Annotated in this window: 15 protein-coding genes and 1 riboswitch; of the genes, 1 reads left to right on the forward strand and 14 read right to left on the reverse strand. The window is 71.7% G+C overall.

Translation table 11 applies throughout. From position 1 onward, the window contains the following. Positions 1 to 68: 68 nt before the first annotated feature. From ACFVX6_RS01195 to ACFVX6_RS01205, 3 genes are all read right to left on the reverse strand, one after another. Positions 69 to 917 carry an SGNH/GDSL hydrolase family protein gene (locus ACFVX6_RS01195; RefSeq protein WP_389686685.1) on the reverse strand — a complete coding sequence of 283 codons (849 nt, stop codon included), beginning with the start codon at positions 915 to 917 and terminating at the stop codon, positions 69 to 71. 122 nt (positions 918 to 1,039) lie between these two features. Beyond that, the gene (locus ACFVX6_RS01200) at positions 1,040 to 2,188 is read right to left on the reverse strand and encodes a winged helix DNA-binding domain-containing protein (RefSeq protein ID WP_389686687.1); all 1,149 of its coding nucleotides are present in this window, start codon (positions 2,186 to 2,188) and stop codon (positions 1,040 to 1,042) included. Between the two features lie 66 nt (positions 2,189 to 2,254). Next, entirely contained in the window at positions 2,255 to 3,247 is a 993-nt protein-coding gene (locus ACFVX6_RS01205; protein ID WP_389686689.1) for a peptidoglycan DD-metalloendopeptidase family protein, read from the reverse strand. A gap of 4 nt (positions 3,248 to 3,251) precedes the next feature. After that, positions 3,252 to 3,447, reverse strand: a riboswitch (cyclic di-AMP (ydaO/yuaA leader). 315 nt (positions 3,448 to 3,762) lie between these two features. Between ACFVX6_RS01205 and ACFVX6_RS01210 the strand changes: the two genes are divergently transcribed. Next, positions 3,763 to 4,584: a tyrosine-protein phosphatase gene (locus ACFVX6_RS01210; RefSeq protein WP_389686691.1), complete on the forward strand. Its 822-nt coding sequence runs from the start codon at positions 3,763 to 3,765 to the stop codon at positions 4,582 to 4,584. A gap of 19 nt (positions 4,585 to 4,603) precedes the next feature. Here the strand turns inward: ACFVX6_RS01210 and ACFVX6_RS01215 are convergent, their stop codons facing one another. The 11 genes from ACFVX6_RS01215 to ACFVX6_RS01265 all read right to left on the reverse strand — a co-directional run bounded on the left by ACFVX6_RS01215 (position 4,604) and on the right by ACFVX6_RS01265 (position 17,551). Then, the gene (locus ACFVX6_RS01215) at positions 4,604 to 5,986 is read right to left on the reverse strand and encodes an aspartate aminotransferase family protein (RefSeq protein WP_389686693.1); all 1,383 of its coding nucleotides are present in this window, start codon (positions 5,984 to 5,986) and stop codon (positions 4,604 to 4,606) included. Next, entirely contained in the window at positions 5,983 to 7,017 is a 1,035-nt protein-coding gene (gene hpnH, locus ACFVX6_RS01220; protein WP_389686695.1) for an adenosyl-hopene transferase HpnH, read from the reverse strand. The genes ACFVX6_RS01215 and hpnH overlap by 4 nt, the downstream gene beginning before the upstream one ends. A 5-nt stretch (positions 7,018 to 7,022) precedes the next feature. Further along, positions 7,023 to 7,706, reverse strand: coding sequence for a 1-hydroxy-2-methyl-2-butenyl 4-diphosphate reductase (locus ACFVX6_RS01225; protein WP_389686697.1), 684 nt, complete (start codon positions 7,704 to 7,706; stop codon positions 7,023 to 7,025). Then, positions 7,706 to 9,775, reverse strand: coding sequence for a squalene--hopene cyclase (gene shc, locus ACFVX6_RS01230; protein ID WP_389686699.1), 2,070 nt, complete (start codon positions 9,773 to 9,775; stop codon positions 7,706 to 7,708). Before shc ends, ACFVX6_RS01225 begins: the two co-directional genes overlap by 1 nt. A 125-nt stretch (positions 9,776 to 9,900) precedes the next feature. After that, the gene (locus tag ACFVX6_RS01235) at positions 9,901 to 10,995 is read right to left on the reverse strand and encodes a polyprenyl synthetase family protein (RefSeq protein WP_389686701.1); all 1,095 of its coding nucleotides are present in this window, start codon (positions 10,993 to 10,995) and stop codon (positions 9,901 to 9,903) included. 101 nt (positions 10,996 to 11,096) lie between these two features. Then, positions 11,097 to 12,470, reverse strand: a complete 1,374-nt coding sequence (gene hpnE / locus ACFVX6_RS01240; RefSeq protein WP_389686703.1) for a hydroxysqualene dehydroxylase HpnE — start codon at positions 12,468 to 12,470, stop codon at positions 11,097 to 11,099. Between the two features lie 91 nt (positions 12,471 to 12,561). Continuing rightward, on the reverse strand, positions 12,562 to 13,560 hold the full coding sequence (gene hpnD / locus ACFVX6_RS01245) for a presqualene diphosphate synthase HpnD (RefSeq protein ID WP_389686705.1): 999 nt from the start codon (positions 13,558 to 13,560) through the stop codon (positions 12,562 to 12,564). After that, positions 13,557 to 14,477, reverse strand: a complete 921-nt coding sequence (gene hpnC / locus ACFVX6_RS01250; protein WP_389686906.1) for a squalene synthase HpnC — start codon at positions 14,475 to 14,477, stop codon at positions 13,557 to 13,559. Before hpnC ends, hpnD begins: the two co-directional genes overlap by 4 nt. 406 nt (positions 14,478 to 14,883) lie before the next feature. After that, positions 14,884 to 15,660 (reverse strand): ABC transporter ATP-binding protein, encoded by a 777-nt coding sequence (locus tag ACFVX6_RS01255; protein WP_389686707.1) that lies wholly within the window; start codon positions 15,658 to 15,660, stop codon positions 14,884 to 14,886. Continuing rightward, positions 15,653 to 16,582 carry an ABC transporter permease gene (locus ACFVX6_RS01260; protein WP_389686709.1) on the reverse strand — a complete coding sequence of 310 codons (930 nt, stop codon included), beginning with the start codon at positions 16,580 to 16,582 and terminating at the stop codon, positions 15,653 to 15,655. The genes ACFVX6_RS01255 and ACFVX6_RS01260 overlap by 8 nt, the downstream gene beginning before the upstream one ends. Positions 16,583 to 16,678: 96 nt before the next feature. After that, positions 16,679 to 17,551, reverse strand: a complete 873-nt coding sequence (locus ACFVX6_RS01265; protein ID WP_389686908.1) for a glycosyltransferase family 2 protein — start codon at positions 17,549 to 17,551, stop codon at positions 16,679 to 16,681. Between the last annotated feature and the right edge of the window lie 9 nt (positions 17,552 to 17,560).

The following is a 17,560-nucleotide window of genomic DNA, read 5'->3' on the forward strand; positions in this document are numbered from 1 at the left end:
CCCCAAGGATTCCGTTACGCGCCTGCGAACGCGCCCCGACCTGGCCCCCGGCCGCCCCCGCACCACCTCTACAGCGGCAGCAGGTCCGGCCGCTTCGCCTCCACGTGGTCCCCGGAGGACTCCCCGCGCAGCCGGCGGCCGATCCACGGCACGAGGTGCTCGCGCGCCCAGTGGATGTTGTCGCGGGTGGTGTCCACCGACCCGCGCGGCCGCATCGGCGGCCAGGGCTGGTCCGGATCGGCCGGCGTGTCGAGACCGAGCACCTGGGCGGCGCGCAGGGCGACCCTGGTGTGCCCTTCGGGCGAGAGGTGGAGCCGGTCGTCGTCCCAGGCCCGCCGGTCCTGTACGGATTTCAGCGACCAGAGGTCGAGCACGGGGCACTCGTACCGGTCGGCGATCGACCGGACGTGCGCGCTGAACGTCGCGATCTTGCCCCGCATGTGCTTGAGGACGGGCACGTCGCGCGTGTCGAAGCCGGTGGTGATCACGACCAGGCCGACGGATCCGGTGAGGTCGCGCACGGCCGCCTCGTACCGTGCGGCCACGTCGTCCGGATCGCTGCCGGGCCGGATGATGTCGTTGCCGCCCGCGCAGAAGGTCACCAGGTCCGGCGCGAGCTCCTTGGCCCGGGGGACCTGCTCGGCCACGATCTGGTCGAGCAGCCGGCCCCGTACGGCCAGGTTCGCGTAGCGGAACCCTCCGGAACCGGCGGACTCGCCGGAGTGCTCGTGCTGCTCCTCGCGCCGGTCGGCCAGGAGCACCGCCAGCCGGTCCGCCCAGCCGAGAAAGGCGTCCCCCGGTCCCGGGTCCCCCACGCCCTCGGTGAAACTGTCCCCGAGCGCCGCGTACGAGCCAATGGTCTTGGTCTTGGATGTCGTCGTCGCTGCCACGGGAGCCCATACTTCACCGTGGATCATGACCTACGCGACCGTAGCCAGGGCCTTACGGACCGTGATCTTCGCCACCTCGGGGCCGGGGAATAACGCGGGCGGACGACCCAGGTGGGACCGGGACCCCCCTCCGGTCCCGGCCCCACGGCTCAGACGAGCAGCCGGGTCTCGGCGCTCGGCAGTTTGGTCCACCAGTGGCCGTACCGTCGGTAGACCTCCGGCTCGCGGTCGGCCAAGAAGGTCGTCAGCGCCCGGGCCTCGCCTGCGAGCTCCTCCCAGACCTCCTCCGGCAGGGGGTGGAAGGCGGTCGCCTCGATCCCGGCGCCGGCCGGGCGCCACACCCCGGCGACGTAGCCGTCGACCAGCAGGGTCGCCAGGGTGTCGCCGTTCATCCGTGCGACGAGCTTGCGGTACTGCGGCGGGACGACGCGGCTCCGGTCGGCGTAGGCCAGCAGCACGCTGTCCCACATGGCCATCAGCCGGGGCGGCGCGGGCGTGTCCTCCTCCGGACGCGGTGCGTCCTGGACGTCGAAGAGCTCCTCGCCCTCCGGACCCACCAGCCGGTCGAGCCTTCCGGAGAGCTCCAGCGCGCGCAGCGCCTGGCGGACCCTGGCCCGCTGGACCAGCGAGAACTGCGCCACGTCCGCCGCCGACGCCGGCCCGAATCCTTCCAGGTAGCGCAGGACCAGCGTCCGCAGGGACTCCTCCGCCGCCTCCGGGTCCGCCGGTACCGTGCGCGGGCGGCTGGGGGGCGCCACGTACGACGGGCGCTCCCCGAACGACCACGGCGCGGCGGTGGGCGCGTGCAGCAGCGGCGCGTACTGCCGCAACCCCCACCAGGCTCCGGGCTGCGGCGCCGCTCCCAGCCGCTGTCCGAGCCAGGCCTCGCACTGCGCCGTCGTACGGGGCCGGTCGGCGAAGTCCAGCAGCTCCGGCACGAGGGCGTCGGCGTCCTCGGCGGTCAGCCCCGAGTCCGTGAAGCGGGTCCCGAGCCGGGCGGCCCGTACGGACGGCTGCACGGCCTCCCGGAAGGGCGGGTAGTCCTGCGCGTGCACGGCGTGCAGGGTCAGCCGCATCAGCGTCGACTTGACGACCTCGCGCCCCGTGAAGGCGGCGTCGAGGTCGGCCGGGTCGAAACCGGCGAGCCGGTTCCACAGCGCGAGGTAGGGCGAGGCCGCGTGCTGCGCCTGCAGGGCGACCACCCGGCGGACCGCGTCACCGACGCCCATCGCCTCGCGCCGCAGCAGCAACTGCCGTGCGAGGGTGGAGCGGTTGAGCTCCCTGGCGCTGACCTTCATGCCACGACCGTCCCGTCCCCTGTCGAAACGTGCAGCCTAACCGGCACCTCCGACAGCGCCTCGGATTCAGATGCTTACGCCCTTCGACCGGAGGTAGGCCAGCGGGTCGATGTCCGAGCCGTACGAGGGCCCGGTGCGGATCTCGAAGTGCAGGTGCGGGCCGGTCGAGTTGCCCGTGGAGCCGGAGAGCCCGATGCTCTGGCCACCGGTGACGCTCTGGCCGGACGAGACGGACAGCTGGGAGAGGTGCGCGTACTGGCTGTACTTGCCGTCGGCGTGCCGGATGACGACCTCGTTGCCGTACGAGCCGCTCCACCCGGCGGAGACGACGGTGCCCGCGCCGACCGCCTTGACGGTGGTGCCGGAGCTCGCGGCGAAGTCGACCCCGGTGTGGTAGCCGCTGGACCACATGGAGCCGGCGGTCTTGTACGCGGTGGAGGTGCCGCCGCCGACCGGGGCGACGAAGCCGGTCGACGTGGAGCCGCCCTGCTGCTTGGCGGGCGCCTTGGCGACGGGTGCCTTGGCGGCGGGCGCGGCGGCCCCATCGGAGGAATCCGACGAATCGCCAGAAGTGGAAGAACCGGAGGAAGGGGAGGAAGCAGACTTCTTGGCCCGCTTCGGCGTTTCGGCCGGCGCTTCGGCCGCCGCGGCCGGAGCCGCACCCTTCGCGCCGAGCGTGAGCCGGAGGCCCGGGTGGATCAGCGACGGATCGGTGCCCACGGCCTCGAGGTTGTCCGCGTAGAGCTGCTCCCAGCCACCGGTGAGGTGCTGGCGCTCGGCGATCTTGGAGAGGTAGTCGCCCGGCACCACGGTGTAGACGGTGGGGGCGCCCTGCGCGGCGGCCGGCGCGGCCTGGAGCGCGGCGGCGGCCTGCAGAGCCACGGCCTGCGGGGCCTGGACCGGAGCGGCGGCGGGCGCCGCGGCCGGGACACCCGCGGCGTGCGCGCCGGTGGCGCCGAGCAGCGGAAGCGCGAGGGCCGCGCCACCGGTGCCCGCGGCGGCGAACCCGCGGGATATCGAGCGGGACTTGGGACGGCGGTGCTTACCCGTTCCGGACATGTCGAATTCCTCTCCGACGCCTGCGAGGTGAGCTGTCGGGTTCGGACTGGAGATGTCCGGCCGCCCCTGTGCCGATGAACAGCACATGTACGGCTTCACCCCGAGCTGTCCCGTTGTAAAGATCTCAACCGGAGATCCGGAACAGCGGCTTACCTGGTTCCCCCGCTCCTGCCACGCGCGTGAATAGTCGGGTGCGGTTTCCGGTCGGTGGCAGGATTAGGCGGTCCGTCCGGATCGATCGCGAACGTAATCGAGTCCGGCCGCAGGGAACAAGTCATGAATTCCCCAACAGAATCTTGAAGATGACGAGCCGCCGGAATTCCGGTCACCCTGCGTCCATTCCGCACCTTCAACAACCGCCCCGGCAAGGCAATTCGCCATTCGCGATCAGCCACTCACCGTCACCGTATGATCTGGCTCACGGGGGCGTGTCCGATCTCGCCTCTCGCTAGGGCAAGTTGCCGCCAAGTGGCGTAATTCGGACACCATCAACGACGAAGACACGGAGGAGCCCGGTGACCCAGCCGATACCCCAGAGTCCCCACACCGATCTGGTGCCGCAGGAGCCGACACTGATCGGAGTGCGCAACTTCCGCGACGTGGGCGGATTGCCGACCACGGACGGTCGACGGGTCAAGTCGGGACGACTGTTCCGAAGCGGACATCTGGCGCATGCCACCGAAAGCGACGCGGAGTTCCTCGGGTCCCTCGGGCTGCACACCGTCTTCGACTTCCGCAACGGCGCCGACCACGCGCTGGAGGGTCCGGACGTGGAGCTGCCCGGCGTGCGCAACGTCGGCATTCCGCTGTCGGATCCGGCCGACGGCCGGGAGTTCTGGAAGATGGTCCGCGACGGGGACCTGGCACAGCTCCGCGAGATCCTGGGCGAGGGCAAGGCCGCCGCGCGGATGTCCCGTTCGTACCGGACGATCATCCGGACCCGCACCGCCGAGCACAGCCGGGTGGTGCACGCGCTCGCCGAGGACAGCGTCCCGGCCCTCATGCACTGCGCCGCCGGGAAGGACCGGGCCGGCCTGTCGATCGCGGTCACCCTGCTCGCGCTGGGCGTCGAGCGGGAGGCGATCGTCGCGGACTACCTGGAGTCGAACGCCCCGCACAACCGCTACCGGGTCCGCCGGGGCAGCGATGCGCCCGAGGCCCGCGCCCCCGAGGTGATGGAGCTGCTCGCCCCGCTCTTCGACGCCCGCGCCCCGTATCTGACCACGGCCTTCGACGCCATCGACGAGGAGTGGGGCGGCGTGGAGCGTTACCTCGTCGAGGGCCTCGGGCTCGCGCCCGAGACCCTCGACAGGCTCCGCGACCGGCTGCTGGACTGACGTCCCACGAGGTGGGCCGTCAGCGGTTCGCGACGGCCTGCCTCACCAGCGTCCGGCCGAAGTCCCACATCAGCGCGCCGCCGCCGTGGGCCTCGTCCATGACCGCGCGGAAGGCGCCGACGAACCGGTCGACGTCCGCCTCGTCCACGATCAGCGGCGGGATCAGCTTGATCACCTCCAGGTGGTCGCCGGAGACCTGCGTGAGGATCCGGTGCTTCTGCAGCAGCGGCACCACGACCATCTGCGCGAACAGCCCCTTGCGCGCCGCCTGCAGCATGCTCCAGCGGCTCCGCAGGCCCAGCGAGGACGGCCGGCCGAACTCGATGCCGATCATCAGCCCGCGTCCCCGTACCTCGTGGAGCAGTTCGTACTCGTCCACGAGCGCGGCGAGCCGCCCGCGCAGCAGGTCGCCCATCGCGCGGGCGTTGGCCACCACCTGCTCGTCCTCCATGACGGAGAGGACGGCGAGCCCGGCCGCCATCGCCTGCGCGTTGGAGCCGAAGCTGGCGGAGTGGACGAGCACCCGGTCCATGGAGGAGTAGACCTTCTTGAAGATCCAGTCCTTGCCCAGGGTCGCGCCGACGGGCACGTAGCCGCCGGAGAGGGCCTTGGCCACGCAGACCAGGTCCGGTTCGACTCCGGCCTCGTGCTGGTAGGCGTAGAAGTCGCCGGTCCGTCCGAGGCCGGTCTGCACCTCGTCCGCGATCAGCAGCGCCCCCCGCCGGTGCAGCGCCTCCTGTGCGGCGAGCAGGAATCCGGGCGGAGCGGCGAGCACCCCCTTGCCCTGGATCGGTTCCACGACGAGGGCCGCCACGTCCCCCTTCTTCAGCTCCCGCTCCAGCGCGGCCAGGTCCCCGAGCGCGATCCCGGTGTCCGGCAGCAGCGGCGCGAAGCCGTCGCGGAAGCCCGCCTCGCCGTTGACCGAGAGCGAGCCCGTCGTGAGCCCGTGGAAGGCGTGCTCGCAGTAGAGGACCCTGGGCCGCCCGGTGGCGTACCGGGCGAACTTCAGGGCGGTCTCCACCGCCTCGGTGCCGCTGTTGCCGAAGAAGACCCGGTCCAGGTGCGGACTGTGGGAGAGCAGCTTCTCGGCCAGCAGCCCGGGCAGCGGCTGGCAGTCGAAGCGGGTGAGGTCGGCGAGCTGGGCGTCCAGCACGTCGTGCAGGGCCTGCCTGACCACCGGGTGGTGGCGGCCCAGGCCCATCACCCCGAAGCCGGCCAGCATGTCGAGGTAGTCGTTGCCCTCGGCATCCCAGAAGTGGGCCCCCTCGGCCCGCACGTAGACCTTGTCGAACCCGATGGTGTGCAGCATCCGCGGCAGCTGGTGGTTGAGGTGGCGGGCATGCAGTTCGTACCGCTCGCCACCCCGCTCGGCCAGCAGGGCACCGAGGTCGAAGCCGGTCATGCCGACTTGTCCCGGTTCCCGCCCCCCACGGTCTCGCGGACCGCCCGCAGCGACTCCTTCAGCGAACCCATGGTGGCCAGGACGGCCGTGGGCTCGTACCCGCAGTGGGCCATGCAGTTCGCGCAGCGCGGGTCCTTCCCGCGGCCGTACTTGCTCCAGTCGGTGTCCTCGATCAGTTCCCGGTACGTGGGCACGTACCCGTCGCTCATCAGATAGCAGGGGCGCTGCCAGCCGAAGAGCGAGTAATTCGGAATGGCCCATGCGGTGCAGGGGAAATCGGCCTTGCCCTCCAGGAAGTCCAGGAAGAGCGGGGAGTGGTTGAGCCGCCAGCGCCGCCGGTTGCCTCCGGCGAAAGCCTTCTTGAAGAGTTCGCGGGTCTGTTCGACGCCGAGGAAGTGCTCCTGGTCGGGAGCCTTTTCGTAGGCGTAGGCCGGCGAGATCATCATCTCGTCCACCTGGAGATCGTCATTGAGGTAGTTGAGGACCTCGATGATGGTCTGCGGGGTGTCGGTGTTGAAGAACGTGGAGTTGGTCGTCACCCGGAATCCGCGACGCTTCGCCTCCTTGATGGCGGCGACCGCCTCGTCGAAGACTCCTTCCTTCGCCACCGACTCGTCGTGGCGCTCGCGCAGTCCGTCGATGTGCACGGCGAAGGCGAAGTACGGGGAGGGCGTGAACTTCTCGATCTTCTTGCGGAGCAGCATCGCGTTGGTGCAGAGGAATACATACTTCCGCTTGGCCACCAACTGGCGCACGATCTCGTCGATCTGCGGGTGCATCAAGGGCTCGCCGCCCGCGATGGACACCATCGGCGCGCCCGATTCCAGCACGGCGCCCACCGCCTGGGCCACGGGCATGCGCTGCTTGAGCACCCCGGCCGGGTGCTGGATCTTCCCGCACCCCTCGCAGGCCAGGTTGCAGGCGTAGAGCGGTTCCAGCTCGACGATCAGCGGGAACTTCTCACGCTTGCGGAGCTTCTGTTCGAGCAGGTACGTCCCGACCCTGATGGTCTGTCGCAGTGGCATGGCCATCTGGCTCACCTCCTGGGGAGCAGCAAAGAACGGTGCCATTCATAAAACGCGGGCAGTACGGCACGCAGTACGCGAAAGGCCGATATTCCCCCGCGAACGGTGCCGATGCGGACGAGCTCATGCTCCGGAGCGTCCACGATCACCCGGACGGCCGCAACCGGACGGTCCGCGCCCCCCGGGGTGCTCCCGCCGCGGGTCGCGGCCCAGAGGGTGGCGGCCGATTCCATGTCGACCCCGATGGCGCCGGCGGCGCGCAGCTGGGCGCGCTCCTGGCCCCGGACGACGTGGTCGGATCCGGTCAGTGCACCGAGGTGTACGGTCCGGCCGGGTACGGCCCGGGCCAGCGCCTCGGCGAGCAGGGCGGTACCGGCGCAGGCGACCGTGCCGCGCGGGTCCCGGGTCTCCTCGGCGACGATCAGGTCGCCGGGGCTCATGCCGGGCAGCAGCCCGGCGCAGAATCCGGTGGCGAGCACGGCGGCGCCGTGCAGCTCCGGCTCGGCCAGCTTCCGGCCGACGGCGCGTTCGGCCGCGCGCGGGCCCATGCCGGTGCGCAGGACCTCGTACCGCTCGGGCGAGCCCCGCTCGCGGCCGCTGCGGTACGGGGTGCTGCGCAGGGCGGTCCGTTCGATGCGCAGGGCGCAGGCGATCAGCAGCGGCGGCGGGGCGGCCGTGGCGGGGCCGCCGGTCATCAGGCCTCCCCGGGGAGCGGGGCGGCGTGCGGGAGGGCGGCCGGATCCGCGTACCGCCCGCCCGGGCCGAACGGTTCTCCGTAGAGGTAGCGGCCGAGGGCGGTGAGCGGGAAGACCTGGCGGTACAGGTGGTAGTTGATGGAGAAGTCCCAGGGGAATCCGGTACCGGTGAAGTACGGCTCGTCCCAGGTGCCGTCGGGGCGCTGGGTGGAGACGAGGTAGCCGATCCCCCGCCGTACGGACGGCGCGTCGCGCTCCCCAGCCGACAGCAGGGCCATCAGCGCCCACGCCGTCTGCGAGGCGGTCGAGGCGCCCTTTCCCGCCCAGGACGGGTCCTGGTAGGAGCGCTGGTCCTCGCCCCATCCCCCGTCCTCGTTCTGTACGGATTCCAGCCAGTCCACGGCCCGCCGGATCGCGGGGTGCGAGGGGGCGAAGCCCGCGGCGGTCAGCGCCGGGACCACCGAGCCGGTGCCGTAGACGTAGTTGGTGCCCCAGCGGCCGAACCAGCCGCCGTTCGGGTCCTGTTCGGCGAGGAGCCAGGCGATGCCGCGCCGGGTGCGCGCATCGCCTGCCCGGCCCTCGACGGCGAGCATTTCGACGACGTGGGCGGTGACGTCGGCCGAGGGCGGGTCGATGACCTCGCCGAAGTCGCAGAAGGGCAGCTTGTTGGGGTAGGGGCTGGTGTTGTCGGCGTCGAAGGCGCCCCAGGCGCCGTTCTTCGACTGCATGCCGAGGTTCCAGGACACGCCCCGGGCGATGGCACCTTCCACCCGTGCCGGGTCCGGATGCTTGACGCGGCGCAGGGCGAGGACGACCTCGGCGGTGTCGTCGATGTCGGGGTAGTTGTCGTTGTGGAACTCGAACGCCCAGCCGCCCGGGGCCAGTCCGGGCCGGCGCACGGCCCAGTCCCCGCTGCGGACGATCTCCTCGCCGAGCATCCAGTCGGCGGCCTTGACCAGGGCGGGGTGATCGGGGCGCAGCCCCGCGTCGGCCAGGGCGATGGCCGCCAGGCAGGTGTCCCACACCGGGGACTGGCAGGCCTCGATCATGCGGGCGCCGTCCGCCCGCCACACCGTGAACCGGTCGAGGGACTCCAGTCCGGCCCGCATCACCGGGTGCCCGAGGTCGTATCCGAGCAGGTGCAGGGCGATGACGGAGTACACGGCGGGCGGCTGGATGCCGCCCCAGCAGCCGTCGTTCTCCTGCCGCTCCACGATCCAGCGGCCGGCGCTCGCCATGGCCGCCGCGCGCAGCCGGCGCGGGGCGAACCGGCGGTAGACGTGGAGGGCCTTGTCCATCCGCTGGAACGCGCCGCCCCAACTAGCCATCGGCGCAAGCTTCTTGACCGGGTACGGGGTCCGCGCGTCGGTGTGCAGCTCGTCCAGGGCGAAGGGGCCCGGGCGGACCGGGCGCAGGGCGGAGACCACGGTGAGGGGCACGATCGTCTGCCGGGCCCAACAGCCGAAGTCATAGATGTTCAGCGGCGCCCAGGGTGGCAGGAAGAGCAGTTCGGGCGGCAGTTCGGGCAGGTGGTCCCAGCTCCACCAGCCGAACAGCGCCAGCCAGATGCGGGTGAAGACGCGGGCTCCCGCGACTCCCCCGTGGGCCCGGATCCACGCCGAGGCGCGGGCCATGTGCGGGGCTCCCGGGTCGTCTCCGGCGAGGCGCAGGGCCACGTAGGCCTCGATGGTGGCGGACAGGTCGGAGGGGCCGCCGTGGAACGTGGCCCAGGTCCCGTCGTCCTGCTGCTCGCCACGGATGAACAGGGCCGCGGCCCGGGTGGTGGCCTCGTCCCTGATGCCGAGGAACTGGCGCAGCAGCAGGTCCTCGGCGTCCATGGTGACGTTGGTCTCCAGGTCGCCCTTCCACCAGCCGGCCTCGTCCTGCCGGTCGAGCAGGTCGCGGACGGCCCGCTCAATGGCCTCGCGGACCCCGCGCAGCCCGGCGGGGTCGGGGTCGGGACCGGGGTCCCGCCCGGCGCCCGGAACCGGGCCCGGCGGCCCGCCGGGCCCGGTGTCGTCCGGGTCGGCGCCGCAGGCATTGGCGCCGCCGTCGGTCGTCGCAGTCATGGCTTCCCCTTTGCGTGCAGTGTCCTCTGCTGTCATCCGCTGTACTGGGGGTCGCCGTCGGCCGGTACTACTGGCAGGCAGTACCGGCCGGCGACTGGCGATTCATATGCGCGTACGGGTGGCGATCACCTCTTGCGCACGACGACGAAGTCGGCGAGCGCCACGAGCTGGTCGCGCACGCGCTGGTCCATGTCCACGTCGTCGAGGGCCTTGATGGCGATCTCGTACTGGCGGCGCGCCTCGTCGGCGGTCCACCGGCGGCCGCCGGCGGCCTCGATGAGCGCGGCGCGGGCCGCGAACTCCTCCTCCGAGAAGTTCTCGAAGTCGTTGCTCTTGGCGTCGGCGGCGAGCAGCTCGGTCAGTTCCTCACTGGCCGGTCCGCCGGCCGCGAGGGCGGCGACGACGGGCAGCGACTTCTTGCGCTGGCGCAGGTCGCTCCAGGTCTGCTTGCCGGTGGACTCCGGGTCGCCCCAGATGCCGAGGAGGTCGTCGACGGCCTGGAAGGCGAGGCCGAGGTGGTACCCGTACTCCTCCAGCTTGTCGGCCGTACGGTCGTCCGCGCCGCCGAGCACGGCGCCGATGGAGACCGCGCAGGCGAGCAGGGCGCCGGTCTTGTTGCCCTCCATCTCCAGGCACTCTTCGACGGTGACGCTCTCGCGGTGCTCGTAGGAGATGTCCTGGGCCTGGCCGTCGATGAGCTTGCGGCTCGCGGTGGTCAGGCGGCGGGCCGCGCGGCCCGCCTCGACCGTGCCGAGCTCCAGGAGCACCTCGTTGGCCAGGGCGAACAGGGCGTCGCCGACCAGGATCGCGAGGGCGGGTCCGTGGACCTTCCAGACCGTGTCGCGGTGGCGGCGCTGCTCGTCGCCGTCCATCAGGTCGTCGTGCAGCAGCGAGAAGTTGTGGACGAGTTCGACCGCGACGGCGCCGGGGATGCCGACCTCGGCGGCGGCGCCGGCGGCCTCCGCCGAGAGCAGGGCGAGGGCGGGGCGGACGGCTTTGCCGCCGTCGCCGTCCGCCGGGTTGCCCTGGGCGTCGATCCAGCCGAAGTGGTAGGCGGCGACGGTGTCCATGGGCGCGGCGAGCCGGTCCACGGCGGCGCGGAGCACGGGCGTCGAGAGCGTACGGCCTCGTTCGAGGAGGGCGAGCGTGTCCGCCTTCTCCCCGCCGGCCGGGCCCGCACTGGCGTCCGTGTTCTCGACGGCCGGATTCCCCGGGTTCACTGGCTCTCCTCTGGTTCCTGTACGTACTGCGGTGCGTGGTGCTGCGGTGCCGGTCGTGCCGGTACCAGGGGTACCGGTGGCGCTGACGGTGCCGGTGGTGGTCATACCGCCTCCTGCAAGGGGTGTTCGCGGTGGCGGCCCAGCGGGACCAGCGCGGCATGGGCCGCGCTCAGTCCGCTGCGGACGGCGCTCTCCATGGTCGCGGGCCAACCCGTCGCGGTCCACGCACCGGCGAGGTAGAGCCCCGGCGTGTCGGTCCGGGTTCCGGGACGCAGCCGTCCGACACCGGGGGTGGGGGCGAAGGTCGCGGTGCGCTCACGGGTGACGAAGAAGTCGCGCACCTTGGCTCCGCGGGCGGCGGGCAGCAGCCGTTCCAGCTCGGGCAGGTACTTCGCGCGCAGGACCGAGACGGGCTCGTCGATGTCCTCGTGGGCGACGGACTGGGACAGTGCCAGGTACTGGCCGCCGTCGGGGAGTCCGGAGGAGTCGGTGCGGTCGAAGACCCACTGGACCGGGGAGCCGAGGGCCGCGAAGAAGGGCTGCTTGAGGACCTTGCGGTCGTACACGACGTGCACGTTGAGGATCGGCGCGGTGCCGATGTCGAGCAGCTTGTCGGGGTCGGCGAGCGCTCCTGCGGGCAGCAGTCCGTGCGCCTCGCGCTGCGGGACGGCGAGGACGACGGTGCCGGCGTCGAACGAGCCGCCCTCGGTGGTCACCCGCCAACCGTCTTCCGGGGTGCGGGAGATGTCCGTGACGCGGGTGCGCAGCTCCGTGCGCACCCCGGCGGCGTCCAGGGCCTTGCGGGCGAGGGTGTCGTGCAGGTCGCCGAGCGGTACCCGGGCCCAGCCGATGTCGGCCGCGCCGTTCTCGGAGAGCAGGCCGGTCTTGAAGACCATGGCGGCCAGACCCAGCGAGGACTGCCCGGCGGTGGCGTTGAGGGTGGCGATGCCGACGAGGTCCCACAGCGCCTCGATGGTGCGCGGGGACTGGCCGTACCGGCCGAGCCAGGTCGCGAAGTCCACGCCGTCGAGCGCCGGGTCGGCGGGGTCGAGGCGGCGCAGCGCGAGGGCGGCGCGCCCGACGGAGGCCCGCTCCGCGAGCGAGAGGTGCGGGTAGCGGGCGAGGGAGCCGGCCAGGTGCAGCGGCACCGGCAGGGCGCTGCGGCGCAGCCGTCCGAGCCGGGGGCCGCCGGGGTGGGCGACGTCGAGGACGGGTACGTCGAGCCGGTCCTGCAGGGGCGCCAGGTCCGCGCCGTCGATGCGGTCGAGGAACCACCGGTAGGCGGTGCAGCAGCGCAGGTAGACGTGCTGGCCGTTGTCCACGGTCAGTTCCCCGCGCTTGAAGGAGAAGGCCAGGCCGCCGAGGCGGGGCCGGCCCTCCAGCAGGGTCACCCGCAGGCCCGCGTCGGCGAGTTCCAGTGCGGTGGTGACGCCGGCGAGCCCGCCGCCGACGACCACGGCGTGCTGCGCGCTCATGCGTCCTCCTCTGTCGCTCCCACAGACGCCGCCGGGCGCCGCGGGGTTGCTCCCGTCCGCCCCGCCGGCACGGCTCGCCGGCCCGCCGTCATCAGAGCCGCCTCCTGGTGCTCTGGCGCGCGATGGTCCGCGCGTCCAGGCCGGAGAGGCCGCGGACGGCCACGTACGCCTTCTCGTGCGGCGGCAGCGAGACCCGGCCGCGGAGCACGGCCTCCGGCTCGCGCTCGATGCGGTCGAGCAGGCGCCGGTAGATGCCGGCCATGGCCGCGACGCAGGCGCCGCTGCGCCGGTCGAGCAGCGGCAGCAGCCGGTAGCCCTCCACGAACAGGGCGCGGGCGCGCCGGACTTCGTGGTGGACGAGACCGGCGAAGTCCGCGCCGCGGGGCATCCGGTCGCTGTGGAAACCGTCGGAGCAGCCGAACTTGGCGAGGTCCTCCGCGGGCAGGTAGGTGCGTCCGTTGCCCGCGTCCTCGCGAACGTCCCGCAGGATGTTGGTGAGTTGGAGGGCGAGGCCGAGGGTGTCCGCGTACTCGCCGGCCCGCGCCGCGTCGTGCGCGCCGGACCCGTTGGAGGGTGCGGTACCGAACACCCCGAGCGAGAGCCGGCCGATGGCTCCGGCCACGCAGCGGCAGTAGACCTTGAGGTCGTCCCAGGTTTCGTACGTCTCGCCGCGGACGTCCATGAGGACGCCGTCGATGAGTTCGTCGAGCCCTTCGAGCGGGATCGGGAAGCGGCGCGAGGCGTGCGCGAGGGCGACCGCGACCGGGTCGGTGTCGTCCTCGTCGATCTCTTCGGCGCGGATCCGGCCGAGCAGGGTGCGGGTCTCCTCCAGCCGGGTCAGCTTGACCTCGTGCGGCAGCGTGCCGTCGCCGATGTCGTCGACCCGCCGGGAGAAGGCGTACAGCGCGGACATGGCTTGGCGCTTGTCTGCGGGCAACAGCCGGATGCCGTAGGCGAAGTTGCGCGCCTGCGAGCCGGTGACGGCCTCGCAGTAGCTGTAGGCAGCCGAAATCGGTGCGGACATCGCTGTCGGCACGGACGTCGCGCCCGGTGCGGAAGCGTGTGTGGGGCCCTCCACGGTCGGGCTCACCCCTTTCTCGGCGCTGTGCGCAGGACGGCGGCCACCTCGCGGAGCAGGCCGCTCTTGGTGGCCTTGGGCGGGCCGGGAAGGACGTCGAACCCGGCGGCGGTCACGGCTCGCAGGGCGGCGCGTCCTCCTCCCACGAAGCCCGCGAGCAGCAGCCGGAGCCTTCCGTGGACGCTGCCCACGAGCGGCGTGCCTTCGTCGAGGAGCTCCCGCGCCCGTTCGGTTTCGAAGGCGACGAGGGCGCGTACGGACGCGCCCGCGGTCGGGGCCTTCAGGTCGGTCTCGGTCACGTGGAAGCGGCGCATGTCCTCGCCCGGGAGGTAGATCCGGTCCCGGCCGAGGTCCTCGGCGACGTCCTGGAGGTGTTCGGCGATCTGCAGGGCGGTGCAGACGGCGTCGGAGCGGCGGATCCGCTCGGGGGTGGCGGTGCCGGTGAGGTCCAGCACGAGCCGGCCCACCGGGTTGGCGGAGAGCTCGCAGTAGCCGACGAGGTCGCCGTACGTCGCGTAGCGCGCGACCCTCTGGTCTTGGCGGTTGGCCTCGATGAGCGCGAGAAACGATTCGGGGGTGAGCCCGTGGGCGCGCACGACGGGCTGCAGGGCCAGCATCAGGGGGTGGCGCGGGGGGCCGTCGGTGCCGCCGAAGACCCGCCCCAGGTCGGCTTCGAGGGCGTCGAGCATGGCGGGCCGGTCGTCCGCGGCGGCGGGGTCGAGGCCCAGCAGCACGGCGTCGTGACCGCCCGGGGCGAGGTCGCCGTCACCGATGTCGTCGACCAGGCGGGCGTACCCGTAGACCGCCATCAGACCCTCGCGCCAGGCGCGGGGCAGGAAGGCGGGGGCGACGGGGAAGTTCTCGGAGCGCGCCTTGCCGAGGGTGGCGGCGCCGGGGCGGGCGGGGAAGGAGCCGGAGGCGTCGGGCAGCTCGTGCGGCCTGGGGCTGGTGCCGTGCCCCGGGGTCACCGCCCGCCGCCCGCGGCGGGGACGGCCGTCGTGCCTGGGGGCCGGAGAATTCCCGTAGCCATTGCCGTCACATCTCCCGTTCTACACTGCCAACCCAAAACATCCTATTTCGGACACGCCGCCGCGTTTTCCCCGGGGCGTTCTGGGCTATTCGCCTATGGGGGGAATCGCCCCCTCTTGCCCGCGATTGGGCCTGGCCCAGCTTACGCTGTACAACGCCGCCGGGGCTCGACGGGTATTCGCTCCACCCACAATGTCGCCCGCACGCCACCCGCGCGAAAAGCGGCCCGCCCCGTGCGCCCGGCGCCCGTACGGCATGCGACGGCCCCCGCCGCCGGACGCGGTGGGGGCCGTCGGTGGAAATCCGTCAGCCGGTCGCCTTCTCGTACGCCGAGACGACTTCCTCGGTGGGACCGTCCATCAGGAGTTCGCCCCGCTCCAGCCACAGCACCCGGTCACAGGTGTCGCGGATGGAGTTGTTGTTGTGGCTCACCAGGAAAACGGTGCCGGCCTTCTTGCGCAGTTCGCGGATGCGCGCCTCGGAACGCACCTGGAACTTCCGGTCACCGGTGGCCAGCGCCTCGTCGATCATCAGGACGTCGTGGTCCTTCGCCGCGGCGATGGAGAAACGCAGGCGCGCCGCCATGCCCGAGGAGTACGTGCGCATCGGCAGGGAGATGAAATCGCCCTTCTCGTTGATCCCCGAGAAGTCGACGATGTCCTGGTAGCGCTCCCTGATCTGCTCGCGGGACATGCCCATCGCGAGACCGCCGAGGACCACGTTGCGCTCGCCGGTGAGGTCGTTCATCAGCGCCGCGTTGACACCCAGCAGCGAAGGCTGGCCGTCGGTGTAGACCTTGCCGGACTCGCAGGGCAGCAGACCCGCGATGGCACGCAGCAGGGTGGACTTGCCGGAGCCGTTGGAGCCGATGACACCGATGGCCTCGCCCCGGTACGCCGTGAAGGAGACCCCGCGCACCGCGTGGACCCGGCGGACGCCCGGTGAGTCGCCGCCCCGGCGGACTATCTTGCTGAGCGCCGCCGTGGCGCTGCCCTTGCCGGAGCTGCCGGTGTTGACCCGGTAGACGATGTGCACGTCGTCGGCGATGACGGTGGGGACGTGCCCCTGGTTGATCTCAGCCACGGCCGTAACGCTCCTCAGCCTTCCAGAAGTACACGAATCCGCCGAGGCCGATCAGGATCGCCCAGCCGACGGCGAAGGCCCAGACGTGCGGCGGCAGGTTCTCCCGGCCGTACCCGTCGATGAGCGCGAAGCGGATCAGGTCCATGTAAATGGCGGCCGGATTCCACTGCAGCGCGTCCGCGATCCACGCGGGCTTGTCCTTGAGCATCTCGTTGATCGAGAACATGACGCCCGACGCGTACATCCACGTACGCGTGACGAACGGCATGAGCTGCGCGAGGTCGGGGGTCTTGGAACCCATCCGGCCGAAGATCAGCGCGAGGCCGGTGTTGAAGGCGAACTGGAGGACCAGTGCCGGGATCACCAGCAGCCAGGACAGGCTCGGGTAGTTGCCGAAGCCGATCGTGACCACGAACACGACGATCATCGAGAACATCAGCTGCTGGAGCTGCTGCAGCGAGAACGAGATCGGCAGCGAGGCGCGCGGGAAGTGCAGGGCGCGGACCAGGCCGATGTTGGACGGGATCGCTCTGACACCCGCCATCAGCGAGCTCTGCGTGAAGGTGAAGACGAACACGCCGATCACCAGGAAGGGGATGTAGTCGTTCTTGTCGATGCCTCGGCCGGCGTCGAGGATCAGCCCGAAGATCAGGTAGTAGACCAGCGCGTTCAGCAGCGGGGTCGCCACCTGCCAGATCTGACCGAGCTTGGCCTGGCTGTACTGGGCCATCAGCTTGGCCCGGGAGAACGCGATGATGAAATGGCGCCGGGCCCAGAGCTGACGCACGTACGCGGACAGACCGGGCCGGGCTCCGCTGACGGACAGGCCGTACTTCCTGGCGAGCTCCGCGGGGCTCAGCCCGGCGTCTTCGGACGGCCGCTTGCTCGTGGCAAGGGCTCCGTCCCGGGTTGTGTCACTCACAAGATGAAACTTTCCGTCTTCATGATGCGGCAGAAGGTGGCATCGGGCCTGAGTCGATCGGATCGTGATCGCGCCATGGTCTCAGACCCGGACGTGTCAGATGACAGGCGGTCGGCCCAGCCGGGTCAACCGCCAGACCGTACGCCATCTCATGGGACGCCGGGGACCGCAGGAGGTGGTCCAGCCCTCCTTGAACCCGCCGAACCAGGCCTTGAGCGCGGGACCCGAAGGCTTGCGCAGGAGCGTCAGCAGGAGCCAGACGCCCACGTAGACCGGGACCAGCAGGGCGGGCAGGTTGCGGCGGGCGAGCCACACCCGGTTGCGAGCCACCATACGGTGGTAGACCGCGTGCCGGGAGGGCGCCGTGGCGGGGTGCAGGAGCACCATGTCCGCGCGGTAGTCGATCAGCCACCCGGCGTCGAGCGCCCGCCAGGCCAGGTCGGTCTCCTCGTGCGCGTAGAAGAACTGCCCGGGGAGGTCGCCGACCTGTTCGAACACCTTCGTGCGGACGGCGTTGGCGCCGCCCAGGAAGGTGGTCACGCGCGAGGAGCGCATCGGGTCGGAGGCCCGCAGCCGGGGGACGTGCCGCCGCTGGGTCTCGCCGGTTTCCGGATCGGCGATCCGGAAACTGACGATGCCCAGCTCGGGGTCCTCGGCGAAGGCCTGCCGGCACAGCTCGGCGGTGTCGGTGCGCTCCAGCAGTCCGTCGTCGTCCAGGAAGAGCAGGACGTCCACGTCGAACCCGTCCGAGCCGGTGCCGCCCGCGGTGCGGAAGGCCTCGATGCCGACGTTGCGACCGCCCGGAATGCCCAGGTTCTCGGGCAGCTCGACGGTACGCACGCCCGCTGCCGGGTCCGCGAGGCCGGTGAGCCGGACGCCCTGGCCCACGACGACCACCTCGACCGGGGCCCCGTCCTGCCGGGCCACCGAGTCGAGGAGCGCCTTGAGCTCGTCCGGGCGGTTGCCCATGGTGATGAT

This window comes from Streptomyces sp. NPDC058289 (genome assembly GCF_042880975.1).
Taxonomy (GTDB): domain Bacteria; phylum Actinomycetota; class Actinomycetes; order Streptomycetales; family Streptomycetaceae; genus Streptomyces; species Streptomyces stoeckheimensis.